At 73.6% G+C, this 14,842-nt stretch carries 13 protein-coding genes; 8 read left to right on the top strand and 5 right to left on the bottom strand.

Annotated elements, in window-relative coordinates; genetic code table 11:
• Nucleotides 1–196 precede the first annotated feature (196 nt).
• Entirely contained in the window at nt 197–2,320 is a 2,124-nt protein-coding gene (locus ACZ404_RS20080) for a SpoIIE family protein phosphatase (protein WP_468441685.1), read from the top strand.
• A 338-nt stretch (nt 2,321–2,658) separates the two neighbouring features.
• Nucleotides 2,659–3,216: a pyridoxamine 5'-phosphate oxidase family protein gene (locus ACZ404_RS20075; protein WP_468441684.1), complete on the top strand. Its 558-nt coding sequence runs from the start codon at nt 2,659–2,661 to the stop codon at nt 3,214–3,216.
• 12 nt (nt 3,217–3,228) lie between these two features.
• On the opposite strand, the gene ACZ404_RS20070 is transcribed toward ACZ404_RS20075, so the two are convergent.
• Nucleotides 3,229–4,074 (bottom strand): class I SAM-dependent methyltransferase, encoded by an 846-nt coding sequence (locus ACZ404_RS20070; RefSeq protein ID WP_468441682.1) that lies wholly within the window; start codon nt 4,072–4,074, stop codon nt 3,229–3,231.
• 93 nt (nt 4,075–4,167) lie between these two features.
• Here ACZ404_RS20070 and ACZ404_RS20065 point away from each other — a divergent pair, with 93 nt between their 5' ends.
• The 4 genes from ACZ404_RS20065 to ACZ404_RS20050 all read left to right on the top strand — a co-directional run bounded on the left by ACZ404_RS20065 (nt 4,168) and on the right by ACZ404_RS20050 (nt 7,103).
• Nucleotides 4,168–4,659, top strand: a complete 492-nt coding sequence (locus ACZ404_RS20065) for a peptidylprolyl isomerase (protein WP_468441680.1) — start codon at nt 4,168–4,170, stop codon at nt 4,657–4,659.
• A gap of 133 nt (nt 4,660–4,792) precedes the next feature.
• Nucleotides 4,793–5,551, top strand: coding sequence for a YqjF family protein (locus ACZ404_RS20060; protein WP_468442016.1), 759 nt, complete (start codon nt 4,793–4,795; stop codon nt 5,549–5,551).
• A complete protein-coding gene (locus ACZ404_RS20055; RefSeq protein WP_468441678.1) occupies nt 5,548–6,315 on the top strand; it encodes a hypothetical protein in 768 nt (255 codons plus the stop codon). Before ACZ404_RS20060 ends, ACZ404_RS20055 begins: the two co-directional genes overlap by 4 nt.
• Nucleotides 6,312–7,103 (top strand): ribonuclease BN, encoded by a 792-nt coding sequence (locus ACZ404_RS20050; protein ID WP_468441676.1) that lies wholly within the window; start codon nt 6,312–6,314, stop codon nt 7,101–7,103. The genes ACZ404_RS20055 and ACZ404_RS20050 overlap by 4 nt, the downstream gene beginning before the upstream one ends.
• A 22-nt stretch (nt 7,104–7,125) precedes the next feature.
• Here ACZ404_RS20050 and ACZ404_RS20045 read toward each other — a convergent pair whose 3' ends face one another.
• From ACZ404_RS20045 to ACZ404_RS20035, 3 genes are all read right to left on the bottom strand, one after another.
• Nucleotides 7,126–7,992 (bottom strand): NmrA/HSCARG family protein, encoded by an 867-nt coding sequence (locus ACZ404_RS20045; RefSeq protein WP_468441674.1) that lies wholly within the window; start codon nt 7,990–7,992, stop codon nt 7,126–7,128.
• A 125-nt stretch (nt 7,993–8,117) separates the two neighbouring features.
• On the bottom strand, nt 8,118–10,187 hold the full coding sequence (locus ACZ404_RS20040) for a protein kinase domain-containing protein (RefSeq protein ID WP_468441672.1): 2,070 nt from the start codon (nt 10,185–10,187) through the stop codon (nt 8,118–8,120).
• A 104-nt stretch (nt 10,188–10,291) separates the two neighbouring features.
• Nucleotides 10,292–11,743 carry a purine-cytosine permease family protein gene (locus ACZ404_RS20035; RefSeq protein ID WP_468441670.1) on the bottom strand — a complete coding sequence of 484 codons (1,452 nt, stop codon included), beginning with the start codon at nt 11,741–11,743 and terminating at the stop codon, nt 10,292–10,294.
• Between the two features lie 220 nt (nt 11,744–11,963).
• Here ACZ404_RS20035 and ACZ404_RS20030 point away from each other — a divergent pair, with 220 nt between their 5' ends.
• Nucleotides 11,964–12,797 (top strand): serine hydrolase, encoded by an 834-nt coding sequence (locus tag ACZ404_RS20030; RefSeq protein ID WP_468441668.1) that lies wholly within the window; start codon nt 11,964–11,966, stop codon nt 12,795–12,797.
• Nucleotides 12,798–12,827: 30 nt separating this feature from the next.
• Here ACZ404_RS20030 and ACZ404_RS20025 read toward each other — a convergent pair whose 3' ends face one another.
• Nucleotides 12,828–13,520, bottom strand: a complete 693-nt coding sequence (locus tag ACZ404_RS20025) for a DUF4232 domain-containing protein (RefSeq protein WP_468441666.1) — start codon at nt 13,518–13,520, stop codon at nt 12,828–12,830.
• Nucleotides 13,521–13,761: 241 nt separating this feature from the next.
• Between ACZ404_RS20025 and ACZ404_RS20020 the strand changes: the two genes are divergently transcribed.
• Nucleotides 13,762–14,835, top strand: a complete 1,074-nt coding sequence (locus tag ACZ404_RS20020) for an NAD(+)/NADH kinase (RefSeq protein WP_468441664.1) — start codon at nt 13,762–13,764, stop codon at nt 14,833–14,835.
• Nucleotides 14,836–14,842 lie beyond the last annotated feature (7 nt).

Here is a 14,842-nt window from a genome sequence, read left to right as displayed (position 1 = left end):
AGGCATCCGGGTCCGGTACGGTGCGCGATCGGTGCGCAGCGCTGCGCGATCGCCCTGCGCGGGCCGGCCGGGAACCACACGGGGGCGGGTCCCGGTCGCAGAGGTTGGCTGTGATCCCTGCCAGGCATATCGTCCTGGTAGGAGCGCGTATGCGTCATGAGCCCGGACGAAGACCCGCTAGGGAGCGGAGGGCGCCATGGAGCCCGGGGATCTGCCGGATGCCGGTGATTCGGTGGTCCACGCGCTCGGAGCGGGTCTGACCGATGTCATGCGCCGCACCGGCGCCTCGATGGGCGGGCTCTTCCTGCTCGAGGAACCGGTGCCGACGCTGCGTCTGGTGGCGATGAGCGGGCTGCCGGCCGAGTTCTTCGAGGCGTGGCTGCGCCTGCCGCTCAGCGCGCCGCTGCCGCTCTCCGACGCGGTCCGGGACGACCGGCTCGTGTGGATCGGCGGCCAGGACGAGATGAGCCGCCGCTATCCGCGGGCCGCGGCCGTGCTGCCGTACGAGCTGGCGCTCGCGGCCGTCCCGCTGGCCGGGGCGGGCCGGCGCTGGGGGGCCGTGGTGCTGATCTGGCCCGGCGATCACGCGCGTGAGATGTCTCCGCGGGAACGCAGCCACATCATGGCCGGCGCCCACCGGCTGGCCCGGCTGCTGGACGAGTCGTCCGGGCCGCCATGCCTGCCGGAGCGGCCGCGGATCTTCCCGCTCGGCACCGTGCGCCACCCCGCGCAGACGGGCATGGCCGCCGTGGACTACGTCGAACGTCTGCCCGAGGGTGCCGTCGCCCTCGACCTGGAGGGCCGCATCACCTTCGTCAGCAGCACCGCCGCCCGGCTCCTCGGGCGGCCGGCGGAGCAGCTGCTGGGGGCGCGGCCCTGGCAGGCCCTGAGCTGGCTGGACGACCCCGGCTACGAGGACCAGTACCGCACCGCCGTCGTCAGCCGTACCGCGCTGTCCTTCGACGCGCTGCGGCCGCCCGACCAGTGGCTGACCTTCCGGCTCCACCCGGACAGCAGCGGCATCAGCGTCCGGATCACCCCGGTGGGGCAGCGGCCGGTGGACGCGGTGGCTCAGACGGGGCAGCATCCGGCCGCGGCGCCGACCGGGCGGCTGTACCAGTTGGTGCACCTGGCGGCGGCGCTCACCGAGACGGTCACCGTGCGCGACCTGGTGGCGCTGATCGCGGACCAGATCCTCCCCGCCTTCCAGGCCCAGGGCATGGTGCTGTCCGCGGCGGAGGCGGGCCGGCTGAAGATCACCGGACACCTCGGCTACCGGGACGAGATCATCGAGCGGCTCGACGGGCTCCCCCTGGACACCGACGTCACCCCGGCCGGGCCGGTCCTGGCCAGTGGCACGCCGGCGTTCTTCGCCGACCCCGAGGACTTGGCGCGCAGCCATCCGCGGGCGCCCCGGATCAGCGACAAGCAGGCCTGGGCGTTCCTGCCGCTGGTCATCACGGGCCGGCCGGTGGGCTGCTGGATCCTGTCGTACGACCATCCGCACACGTTCACGGCGGACGAACGCGCCGTCCTGACGTCGCTGGCCGGCCTGATCGCCCAGGCGTTGGACCGGGCCCGCCTCTACGACACCCAGCACCGCCTGGTCGAGGAACTCCAGCAGGCCCTGCTGCCGCGCACCCTGCCGCTGCTGCCCGGGCTGGAGGTCGCCGCCCGGTATCTGCCGGCCGCTCACGGGCTGGCCGTCAGCGGGGACTTCTACGACCTGCTGCGGCTGGACGCCACCACGGTCGCGGCGGTCATCGGCGACGTGGAGGGGCACAGCATCACCGCGGCGACGCTCACCGGGCAGGTTCGCACCGCCATCCACGCCCACGCGAGTGCCGGGGCGACGCCGGACCAGGTGCTGTCCCGCACCAACCGGCTGCTGGCGGACCTGGACTGCGAGCTGCTCGTCACCTGCCTGTACGCGCAACTGGACCTGGCCCGCGGCCGGCTGACGCTGGCCAGCGCCGGTCACGTGCCCCCGCTGCTGCGCGAGGCGCACCGCGACGGACGGATCCTGGAGGTCGAGCCGGGTCCGCTGCTGGGCGTCGGTCCGGTCCCCGACTACCCCGTGACCAGCACCACGCTGCCCGACGGCGCCGTCCTCGCCCTCTACACCGACGGACTGGTGGAACGGCCCGGTCTCGACTCCGCACTGGCCACCTCCGGCCTGCTCAAGCATCTCGCGGACAGCGACGAGCAGGATCTCGAGCACCTCGCCGACAGCCTGCTGCAGCACGCCTGGCCGACCGGCCGGTGCACGGACGACGTCACCGTGCTGCTCCTGCGCACGGCACTCAACCGCCCGCGCTGACACACGCGTTGGTGTGCGAGGCCGTCGTCCACCGGGCACGGGTGCCGTGCCGGTGGCCGAGACGAGCGCAGGGTGGGTCAGGACGGCGGGTTCGGCGCCGGGGAGATCGGCACCAGCAGGCCGCATCCCCCGCGGAGGCCCAGGTCCCGTTCTGGCGGCCGGACGGCCCGCCTCCGCCGGGGTCGGAGACGATCGGCCTCTACGGCGGGGTGGCCCGCAGGGCCGGCTGAGCGCACGGGGTCGCCGTACGGCTCTGCCGTACGGGTGCAGCCGGGCGCGGCGGCGACGCCGGCGCGGGCCGCCGGTCGTTGACAGGGAGGCCAGGAAGGAGACCCGCCATGCCGGCACAGGGACCCGCACAGCACCCCACGACCGAACTCGACACCCGTTACAGCTCCGCGCTCCGGCCCCGACCGGGTGCCGCCGATGTCACCCCCACCGAGTGGACCGAGGCCCAGCGGCTGCTGGAGGCCGCGGAGATCTTCTGGGTGTCGACGGTGCGGCCCGACGGGCGGCTGCACGTCACGCCCGTGATCGCCGCCTGGCACGGCGGAGTGCTGTACTTCTCCACCGGGCCGGGCGAGCAGAAGGCGAGAAACCTCGCCGAGAACGCGCACTGCGCGCTGACCACCGGCGGGAACGCGCTCGCCGAAGGGCTCGACCTCGTGATCGAGGGCAGGGCCGAACCCGTCGCCGATCCGGCCCTGCTGGAGGAGGTGATCGCGGCGTACGAGACGAAGTACGGGCCGCACATCACCTCGCCCGAGGGCACCTTCCACGGCATCGGGGACGCGTTCCGCACGGGCGCCGCGGTGGTGTTCGCGGTGGCCCCGGCCACGGCCTACGGCTTCGGGCGGGACAACGGGGTCTACAGCCATACGCGGTGGGTGTTCTGACCGCGTCGCCTCTCACCCGGCGGGAGGCGTGCGCCAGACGAACACCTCGGTGCTCGGCCCGCGTTCGCAGAACCGTCCCGCCGGGGAGCAGGAGCGCAGCAGCCGGCGCAGGTCGGACTCGAAGGCGCCGCGGTGCGGGCCGAACAGACCGGGAGCCGAGAAGGACATCGAGAAGACACCGGCGACGATGTCGTCCTCGTCGCGCTCCAGCACCTGTCCACCGGGGACGACATGCCGCTCGGGCCCCCGGAGCCCGGCCCGGGCGAACACCGCGGCCTCACCGCCGGGTGTGCCGTCCGGCAGACAGCCGCGCCCGGCACGGCGCACCGGGCCCAGGTACTTCCCGACCAGGTCGTCGACGGCCGCGTACGGCGGCACCGGGTGCGGCAGCCCCTCGGTGCCGCGACGCTCCCCCTTCAGGTCCGAGAGGTGCACCAGCGCCCCGCCGGGCGCGAGCATGCCGTGCACCGTGGACGCCACAGGGTCGCGGTCCGTCCAGTGGAAGGACTGGGCGAACACCGCCACGGTGAAGGTGCCGAGCCCGGCCGGAAGGTGCTCGGCACGCATCCGCACCCACCGCGTCCGCCCGGTCACTCCCGCGTCGGCGGCCCGGCGCCCGGCCTCCTCGAGCATCCCGGGATCGGGGTCCACGCCGACCGCTTCGCGGAACAGGTGCGCGAGGGGCACGGTGACCGTGCCGGGACCGCACCCCACGTCCAGCAGCCGCCCGGTCCCGTCGAGCCCCAGCACCTCGGTGAGGACCTCCACCAGAGCGGGGGCGTACGGCAGTCTGCCCCGCCGGTAGAAGGCGGCCGTCCCCGCGAACAGCGTCTCGTCCCACGCCCAGCCACCGGTCACCCCGTGCTCCTCCCCCGGTCCTCCGCACGACACCTGCCCCGCAGGGGGACCCTTCCGCGCGCCGTGGCACCCCTCGACGGTAGGTTGATCGCCATGAGTGACAACGTGTACTTCGACATCACCATCAACGACGAGCCGGCCGGCCGGATCGTCTTCAAGCTGTTCGACGACGTGGTGCCCAAGACCACCAAGAACTTCCGTGAGCTGGCCACCGGCGAGCACGGCTTCGGTTACGCAGGTTCCTCCTTCCACCGCATCATCCCCGAGTTCATGCTGCAGGGCGGCGACTTCACCGCGGGCAACGGCACCGGTGGCAAGAGCATCTACGGCGAGAAGTTCGCCGACGAGAACTTCACCCTCAAGCACGACCGTCCGTACCTGCTGAGCATGGCGAACGCGGGCCCCAACACCAATGGCTCGCAGTTCTTCGTGACGACCGTCGTCACGGACTGGCTCGACGGCAAGCACGTCGTCTTCGGCGAGGTCGTCGAGGGCAAGGAGATCGTGGACCGCATCGAGTCCCTCGGCAGCCGCAGCGGGCGGCCCGGCGCGAAGGTCACCATCGCCTCCAGCGGCACGGTCTGACCGGCCCCCTCGCGCCGCGGCGGGCGGCCCGACGCGGCCCGGTGACGACGCCGGCCGGTCTGCCCGACCGGCCCGGTCACCGGGCGCCGGGGCCGCCTGGTTTGGTGGCGGGCCGCCGGGGCAGTCGGTGCGCGTGGTCTCGTACGGGCCCGAGCAGCGCGTGTACGTCCCGGCACTGCGGGCCGGCTGGCTGACGCAGACCTTCGTCCACTGGGCCTATCCCCCGGACGAGGTCCAGCGCCTGCTGCCGGACGGCCTGGCCGTGGACACGTACGAGGGCGCCGCGTGGGTGAGTCTCACGCCGTTCCTCATGGCCGGCGTGCGCCCTTCGGTGGTCCCGGGTTCCGTGCCGGGCCTGCCCACCTTCCCGGAGACCAATCTGCGCACCTATGTGCGCGGCCCGGACGGGCGGGACGGGCTGTGGTTCCTCTCGCTCGAGGTCGGCTTCCCCGCGATGCTGGCCGCCCGCATGATCGGCGCCCCGTACCGCGTCGGCCGGCTCGAGTTGTCCGAGGCCCGGGGTGCCGTGACGTACACCGGCTCCCGGCGGGGCACGGCCTTCTACCGGCTGGCCGTCCGGCCCGGCGAGCCGGTCACGCCCACGCCGCGGGACGTGTGGCTGACCTCGCGCTGGCGGGCCTTCACCCGGCGCCTCGGTGTCCTGTGGGAGACGCCGGTCGAGCACGAACCGTGGGCGCTGCGCGCGGCGGCCGTCGACGTGCTGGAGCAGAGCCTCACCCGGGAGGTGGGGCTCCCCCCGCCGGGCACCGAGCCCGTGGTGCACTTCTCGGACGGCGTCCGGAACGTGCGCATGGGCGTCTCGCTGCCCGTGCGCGGTGCGTACGGCGCCGAGGGCCGGCCCCGGTGCCGGGCCGCCGTCGCGGGCCGATGAGTCGGCGCGCCGGGTCCGCCCCGCTGCGCTTCGACGGCTGGATCGCCGGGCTCGGCACGACGTCCGGCACCCGTCTGGTGCTGGGGCACTGGCCGCGCTCGCCGTTCGGGCCCTTCAGCGACGTGATGCTCGAACGGCCCGACGGGCACCGGGTGCTTCTCGCGCCCACGGCGCAGACGGCGCGCTTCATCGCCGGCACCTACGCCTTCGACGAGGTGCGGGTCGTCCCCGTCCGGGTGCGCGTGGGCCGCGACGGCTGGACCGTCACGGCCGGACCCGCGCTGCGGGTGCGCTTCGGCGTCGGGCGGCGGGGCGTGACGGGTCTGGTGCTGCGGGCGCTGCCCGGCCGGCTGGCCGCGCTTCCCGCCTGGACGGCCGTGACGGACCTGCCGGCGCGGCTGCTGCTGGGCGTGCGCACCCGCGGGAGTGCCGGCGGTGGCCGCCGGGAGTGGTACGGCGCCCGGGACCTGCACCGCGTCACCGCGGTCACCGCCGCGTACGAGGGCCGGGATCTCGGCTCGCTCGCGCCCGTCGTCCCTCCGGTGCGCTTCGGTTTCGGCTCGACCCCGCGTCGCCCCGCACTGGTGCGCGTCACCACGACGGTGGGGGCACGGTGGCCCGTCTCCGGCATGTCCGGGCGGGCACGGCGGGGTGTTTCGTCCGATCATGGCAGCAGAGACTCAACCGGGGCCGGGCGCGCGACGGGGCCGCGGTCCGCCGTCGACGACGGGCCCCGGTGCGGCGAGCACGGGAGGGACCGGTGAGGCAGTGGCAGCGCGGCCTCCACCGCGCGCGGGAGTGGCTCCATCTGCACGTGCTGTTCCGGCGTGCCCGTGAGCTGGAGTTGATGCACCGGGCCATGGGTTTCGCCACGCTGTCCCTGGTGACGCTGGCCCCGCTGCTCATCGTGGTCGCGGCCGGCGATCCGCTGGGGCGGGGCGGCTTCGCGTCCTGGCTCACCGACGGCATGGGCCTGTCCGGCCGGTCCGCCCGCATCCTCACCGACATCATCAGTCCGCCGCGCAAGGTCATCGACACCACCAGTGTGCTGAGCCTGGTGCTGCTCGCCGTGTTCGGCGTGTCCTTCGCGGGCAGTGTGCAGAACGCCTACGAACGCGTGTGGGGCCTGCCCTCCGGCCCCTGGCACCGGGTGTGGCGGCAGGCGACCTGGCTGGTGGTGCTGACCGCCTATCTCTACCAGGAGGTGCAGACCCGCGGCGCGCTGCACGGGATGCAGCGGATCGCGTTGTCGACGGTGAGCGGGGTGCTGTTCTTCTGGTGGGGGCAGCGGTTCCTGCTGGGCGGCCAGGTCCACTGGCGCTCCCTGCTGCCCGGAGCGCTCGCCACCATGATCGGCTTGGGCGGCCTGCGGGCCTTCTCCTACCTGGTCTTCACCCCGCTGATCGTCACCAACGCGCTGAGCTACGGCACGGTCGGGACGGTGCTGGTGGTGGAGTCGTGGCTGATCGGCGTCGGGTTCGTGGTGTACGGGGGTGCCCTGTTCGGCCGCTGGTTCTGCGAGCACCACTGGATGCCGTCGCACGAGGAGTGAGCGGCCGGCGCGTGCGCGGGCGTCAGTGTGCGAGCAGCGCGGCCCAGTCCTGGCCGGCGGCCCACTCGGCGAAGGAGTGCCAGCGCACCTCGGGGTGGGCGCGGCGCAGGCCGGTGACGTCGACGTCGAGACCGGTGGTCGCGAAGTAGGCGAACATCGCGGCGAGGTCGTCCGAGTGGGTGCGGACGTACGACAGCGGCACCTCGCGGTGTGTCACGGGGCGCCCGGCGGCGGCCGAGAGGGCGGCGGCGATCTGCGCGGCGGTCAGTTCCTCGGAGGCGATGTCGACACGGCGGCCGGCGAAGTCGGAGCGGCGCCGCAGGGCGAGGGCCGCGAAGGCTCCGATGTCCTCGGCCGGGATGAGCGTGAGGGGCCCATCGGCCGGCATGGGCCAGGCGAAGGTGTTCTCGCGCAGGCCCTCCAGGGTCCAGCCGGAGACGAAGTTGTCCATGAAGGCCGCCGGTGCGACGACCGTCCAGGGCACGCCCGTGGTCCGGAGGTGGCGTTCGATCTCGGCCTTGCTGTCGTAGTGCGGGATGCCGGTGCTGCGGTCGGCGTGGGCGGCCGACGCGAACACGATGTGCCCGGCACCGGCGGCCACCGCCGCGTCCACCAGGGCCCTGCCCTGGCGCACTTCGGTTCCGGTGTCCGTGCCGAACGGGGTCGACACCGCGAACACCGAGTCGGCCCCCGCCAGGGCGGCGTCCAGGGAGGGGCGGTCGTCGAAGTCGGCGTACCGCACCTCGGCGCCGAGCCGCCGCAGCGCCTCGGCCGCGGGTGCGGCGGGATTCCGGCTGAGCGCACGGACGCGGTGCCCTGCGGTCAGCAAGGCGCGGGCGGTGGCACCGCCCTGGGCACCGGTCGCTCCGGTGACGGCGATGGTGAGCATGGGGACTCCTCGGGAGGGGTGGGGGCACGCGCGGTGCCGGCGCCACAAATTATCTGCGCCACGCAGAAGACTATCCGAACTTCTCTGTGTCGTGCAGATAATTGCTCGTGTTGCCGCCCGTGCCCCTACCGCATGCAGTCCCCCGACCCTGTGAACTCCGGAACCCCGCTGTTGCCCTCGAACACGGCCACGGACCAGCGGGTGTACTGCCACTTCTTGTTGCTGCCGTACTCGGCGAGCAGCTTGCGGCAGGCCGTCCTCGTGACGACGTCCTGGAAGTTGGCCCGCTGCGCCCGGCCGACGAGCTGGGCGTCGGAGTCGTAGATCCAGACGTAGGCAGCCTTCTCGACGGGGTCGAAGCCGAGACTGATCTCGTCGTCCCCGGCCGACGGGTCCACACCGTTGCCCTCCGTGGCCCTGACCTTCCAGGCCGCGGTGATGGCCTTGTCGGTGGCGTCGGCGACGCGGATCTCCGCCCTGTCGCTGCTCGGTATCTCGGCGGTCGCGATGCCGGACTCGTCCCCCTGCCACTGGCCGGCGACCTGGTGGTAGCACCCGTCGGTGGCCTCGCCGAAGCCGAGGACGGCCGCCTCGGGGTCGGTGTCGGAGTCCTTCCAGAAGACGGCGTAGCGGCCGTACACCCAGCCGGTGGGATCGTCCTGGAGCCGGTGGGCGAGCGCCGTGCAGGCCGCCATCTCCCCGCTCCTGCGGAACACGTCCTGCTGCTCGTCGGGCAGCTGGGAGATCGGGCCGCCGGTCACCATCACGGTCTGCGCGCGCTCGTTGAAGGTGACGGTGGGCTCCATGAAGGCCAGGTTCTTGGTGGCGAGCATGGACTTCACGCCGCTGCGGACGGCCCGGGCGACGTCCTTCTCCGCGGCGGTGCTCGCGTTGTCGCTCGCGGCCCACTCGCCGTCGCTGGGCTGGGCCTCGTCACCGGCGCGGGTGTAGGCGGGGTGGGCCACGCCGGCCAGCGGGTCGGTCGGGACGGGCACCCGGCGCGGATCGCCCGCCGGCCGGGCCGTCGTGCTGGACGGGGCGGACGCGGTGCGCCCGGCGGCGGTGTCCTCGTGCACGGCCGAGGACGCGGTGGCCGTCGCCGTGGAGCCCTTGCCGTCACCGGCTCCGCTCCGGTCACCACCGCCGGGGAAGGCGATGACGGCACCCGCGAGGCCCCCGGCCACGGCGGCGGCGACGAGGACGGTCGCGACGGCCCGCCTGCGGGAGGACGGTGCCGGCGCCTGCCAGCGGGGATCGTCCACGGTGGGCATGTCCCACTGGGCGAGGACCATGTCGCCCACCTGGGTGGGCTGCGGGCTCGCCGGGCCGGTCACCACCTGGGTGGCCTGCGTGGCGAGCAGCCGCGCGCACGCCTCGGCCGCGGCGGCGGCGCGGAGGCGGTCGGCGGGCTGCTTGGCCAGTGCCGACCCCACGACGTCCCGCAGCTCCGGCGGGAGTCCCTCCAGGTCGGGTTCCGACGACATGACACGGAAGGCGACCACGTCCGGGGCACCGGCGCCGAACGGAAGCCGGCCGGTGGCCGCGTGGGCCACCAGCGCGCCCCAGGCGAACATGTCGCCCTCGGGCCCTGCGGTGCCGTGGCGGTAGTACTCGGGGCTGATCCAGCCCGGGGTGCCGGTGAGGACGCCGGTCCGGGTCACGCTGGTGCCGTCGGCGGCGTGGGCGATGCCGAAGTCCAGGACGCGGGGGCCGGCCGGCGTGAGGATGACGTTCTGCGGCTTGACGTCCCGGTGCACCACGCCGGCCGCGTGGATGGCAGCCAGCGCCTGGGCGGTGCCGGTCGCGAAGGCGTACAGGGTGCCGCCGCCGAGCGGGCCGTACCGGGTCAGGTACTGGCTGAGGGTCGGGCCGGGAGCGTACTCGGTGGCCAGCCAGGGTGCGGCGGCCTCGGGGTCGGCGGCGAGCAGCGGGAGGAGGCAGGGGCCGTGCACCCGGGCGGAGAGCTGCACCTCGCGGCGGAAGCGGGCCCGGAACTCCGGATCCTGGGCCTGCGCCGGGTGGATCACCTTGACCGCGACCCGCAGCCCCTCGGCGGTGAGGCCGGCGTGGACGGTGCCCATGCCCCCGGAGCCGAGACGGCCGATGATCCGGTACGGGCCGACGCGGGAGGGATCGCCGGGCTGGGCGGGCTGCACCCGTGGCACGGCATGCTCGATCGGTCCCTGGTTGGACATGGAACTCCCCCCCGGAGCACCGGAACAGACGGTGAAGAAGATGTGGAAGACGTATATATCACGCAGGTGATCGACACGTTCCGTTCGTCGGGGGCCGCACCCGCTCAGGGCTCGCGGTGTTCGTGGGCCGCCTGCTCCAGGGCTGCCGCTTCCGCCTCGGCCAGGCGGGTCTCGGCCGCCACGTCGATCGAGCGGGTCAGCCACCAGTAGAGGAGTGCGGAGACCGGGAGGCCGATGAAGAGGGAGATGTCGGCTCCGCCGAGGGCCTTGGCGGCGGGGCCGACGAACATCGTGCCGACGGAGAAGAAGGGCACCATGGCGGCGAAGCCGACGAGGTACGAGATGATGCCCTGCCATCCCCAACGGCCGTAGATGCCGTTCGGGTTGAAGATCTCGGCGATGGCGTAGTGGCCGCGGCGCACGACGTAGTAGTCCATGAGGTTCACCGCGGTCCACGGGATGAACAGGTACAGCACCAGCAGCAGGAAGTTGTTGAAGCTCGCGAGGAAGTTGGAGGTCGCGGCCAGCGCGCCCACCACGGAGAGCGCGGCCGTCACGCCGATGGTCAGCAGCCGTACGCCCAGTGTCGGCCGCACCCGCTTGAAGGAGTCGATGGCGCTGATGAGGGTCAGTGAACCCCCGTACATGTTCAGCGCGGTGACCGAGACGAGGCCGAGGGCGGCGAAGAGCAGCACGACGGCGCCGAAGCCGGTGAACACCATGTCACCGGCGGCGTTGATCGACGGGATGGTGTCGAAGTTCTTGCCGGCCCAGGCGGCCAGCAGCGTCCCGAGCACCATCAGCCAGATGCCGCCGAGTGCGGAGCCGAAGTAGGTCCAGTAGAAGGTCTTGCGGACGGTCACGTCCGGCGGGAGGTAGCGGGAGTAGTCGGAGACGTAGATGGCCCAGCTGATCTGGTAGCCGGCGACCACGCCGAACTGGGCGAGGAACGGCGTCCACTTGAAGGCGCCGAGGTCGAAGGAGCCGGCCGGGTAGTGCAGGGTGACGAGGACGCCGACGGTGAAGACGCCGAAGACGACCAGGAAGGTGTAGGTCAGGATCCGCTCGGCCTTGTGGATGACGTCGTAGCCGACCAGCGCGACGACGAGCGCGACGACGGTGACCACGATCACCCAGAGCTTGACGCTGCCGTGCAGCGTGGTGTGCAGGGACTCGGCGGCCAGGATGCTGTTGAAGACGTTGAAGCCCGCGTACTGGAGGTAGGCGAAGAGCCACACCAGGAGCGCACCGACGTAGCCGAACTGGGGCCGCGACTGGATCATCTGCGGCAGGCCGAGCTGGGGGCCCTGGGCCGAGTGGAAGGCCATGAAGAAGGTGCCGATGACGGTGCCGGCCACGATCGCCAGCAGGGACCAGATGAGGTTGCCGCCCTCGGTGATGCTGATCAGCCCGACCGCCAGGGTGGCGATCTGTGCGTTCGACATGAACCACAGGGGACCCAGGTGCCAGAGCTTGCCGTGCCGCTCGTCGAGGGGGACGTAGTCGATGGACCGGACCTCCAGGCCGGACACTCTCGGCTCTGCTGATGTGCTCATGACGCCTCCTGAGCCCGGTCTGCCTCTCCGGTCACAATCTTCCCCCCGGCCGGGCGCGGTGAACAGCGCAGACGCCGAGCGGCCGGGGAGGCTGTCGTTTCGCTCACAAACAGGCCTCACAGACGCCCCGACGTGGCCGCGGTCACGTCGCCGGGCGGGGGATTTGTCTACCTTCGCAAGTCCGTGTCCCTGCCGTTTCGACCTCGCGAGGCCCCGCACCATGCCGTACCGAACCCCATCCGTGCCCCGGCCCCGCGACCCGCGCCGGGGTGCCGCCGTCTGCGGCGTGGCCGCGGGGTCGGTGGCGGCGCTGCTCGGGTCCGGCGCGCTGGCCCCGGCGCCGGCGGCCGCCGCCGCGCAGAGCACGCCGCGGGTGACGGCCGCGGTGCTGGACCTGGACGGGACGGGCCGGACGCCGGCCGTGTACGGCGACGACTCGTCCTACGACACGGCGAGCATCATCAAGGTCGACATCCTCGCCGCGCTGCTGCTGCGGGCGCAGGACTCCGGGAACGCCGTGAGCGCACAGGACCGCGCCCGGGCGGAGAAGATGATCGAGCGCAGCGACAACGCGGCGGCCAACGCCCTGTGGCGGCGGATCGGCCTCGCCCCGGGCCTGGCGGCGGCGAACAAGCGGCTGGGGCTGACCTCCACCCAGGGCGGCCCCGGCGGCCGGTGGGGCCTCACCCGAACCACGGCGAGCGACCAGATACGGCTGCTGCGCGCGGTGTTCGCCCCGGCGACGCCGGCGGGCTCGAAGCCCGCGCTCGGTGACGCCTCCCGCGCGTACATCCGTACGCTGATGAGCCGGGTCGCCGCCGAGCAGTCCTGGGGCGTCTCGGCGGCCTCGGGCTCCGGGTGGGCCCTGAAGAACGGCTGGCTGCAGCGCGACACGACCGGCCTGTGGGACGTCAACAGCGTCGGGTGGATCACGTCGGGCGGACACCGCTGTCTCGTCGCGGTCCTCTCCGACGGCAACGCCTCGATGAAGGACGGTGTCGCGCTCGTGGAACGCGCGGCCCGAGCCGCCGTCGCCTCGACGGCGGCTCGCTGACGGCGTCCGTCACCAGGCGGTGCGGCGCGGTCAGGCCGGCTTCGCCGCCGAGACCGCGGTCGCGGTGACCTTGTTGTCGCACTCGGCGAAGACCCCGTCGTTCAGGGCGACCTGGTGTGCGCCCGCGCCGGGCAGGCCGACCACCAGAGTCGGGTAGGCGGCGGGCGTGGCGCCGGACACGCAGTACCCGTCGCCCTCGCCCTGCACCTGGACGAAGGTCAGCTTCACCCACGCCTTGCCGCCCGGGGCGAGGCGGACGGGGGACGCGGAACCGGTGGGGGTCACCGCCAGCGGCTTGTTGTGCTCGGGAGAACCGTTGCCCGCCCCGGCCACCGACGGGTGGCCCGTGAGCGAGCAGGGCTTGGCGGAGACGTTGGTGAACTCGACGACCGCCGCTCCGGTGCCAGTGCCCTCGGGGCGGACGGCGGCCTGGTACGCCGCCACCTTCAGGGCGGTGGCCGCGCACGTGGGTGCCGTGGCGGCCGAGGAGGCAGCCGCCGGGGAGGCGGGGGCGGCGGAGCCGGTCGGCGCACCGCCGGTGGCGGGCCGCGAGGTCGCCGGGGCCGGGGTCGTGGGAGAGGAGGCCGGGGTGGCGGGGGCCTTGGTGGCCGGCGCCTTGCCGGTCGGCGTGCCGCCGTCCGGACCGCACGCCGAGAGCGAGACGGCGGCCGCCACGGCGGCGAGCGCGGACACGGTGACGCGGACGGTGGTGCGGTGCTGCATGGGATCCCCCGAGGTCGAATGTGCGAAGGACGCCCGGCTCGGTGCCGGGGTCACCGACGGAGACAGAACGGCCCGACCAGGGGTTCCGCTGTGGATCACCTGTGACGCGGTGGTGACAGGACCCGGGCGGGATCGGCACACGGAAGTCCGGGCGGCGCTCCCCCGGGCGGCGTGGCGTCCGGGGCGGCGGCCCGGTTCGCGGTGACGATGGCTCTCCGGGCGAGCCGGCTGGGAGGCGGGTATGACGGTGAACCGTGTCGGCCTGGTCGTGCACGGAGGGCGGGCGGAGGCCGTGGCCGCCGCGAGCGCCGTGCGCGCGTGGTGCGCCGAGCACGCGGTGGGGTGTGCCGACATCGACGTGTGGCAGGAGGGCGCGCGGCACAGCGCCCGGGAGGAGATCGATGCGGCGGGGGATCCCGACCTCGTCGTCACCCTGGGCGGTGACGGGACCTTCCTGCGCGGGGCCCGGCTGGCCGCCGAGAACGACGCCCTGGTGCTCGGGGTCGACCTCGGCCGGGTGGGCTTCCTGACGGAGGTGCCCGCCCCGGCGGTGCGCGCGGCCCTGGACGCCGTACGCGAGGAGCGGATCACCGTCGAGAGCCGGATGCTGCTCACCCTGCGGGCGTCCTGCCGGCTGGAGGTGCCCCCGCACATGGAGTCGCTGGTGCGCTACGGCCGCGGGCCGCTGCTGCCCCCGCCCCGGGTGCGCTCGGAGTGCGAGGTCGGCGACGACTGGGGAGTCGCCCTCGACGTCGTCGCGCTGAACGACGTCGTCGTGGAGAAACTGGCCCGGGACCGGCAGGTGTCGGTCGGCGTCTATCTGGCCGGCCGGCTCCTCGCCTCCTACTCCGCCGACGCGCTGCTGGTGGCCACGCCCACGGGCTCGACCGCGTACAGCTTCGCCGCCGGCGGTCCGGTCGTCTCGCCGCGCGCGGAGGGCCTGGTGTTCACGCCGGTGGCCCCGCACATGACGTTCAACCGCTCGGTCGTGGCCGCCCCCGACGAGCCGATCGCCCTGCGGGTGCTCGAACGGTCCGGGCAGGCGGCCGTCAGCATCGACGGGCAGGTGCGCGGCGTGCTGAACCCCGGGGACTGGATCGGGGTGTACGCGGCTCCGCGCCGGCTCAAGGCGGTGCGGCTGGGTCCGATGGACTTCTACGGCCGGCTGCGGGAGCGCATGAACCTCACCGACGCGCCGGCCGCGCTCGCCGACGGCACCGCCGCTCCCCTGTGGCCGGTGTCCACGCCTCCGCCCGGTGACCTGGCCCATCTCGCCCTGCCGGGAGCACCGGACGAAATCCCTCCGCATACCTGAGCCCGGG

Source organism: Streptomyces sp. NPDC030798 (assembly GCF_055572275.1).
Note: the sequence above shows the minus strand (reverse complement) of the source record. Positions and strands in the feature narration are given on the sequence as shown.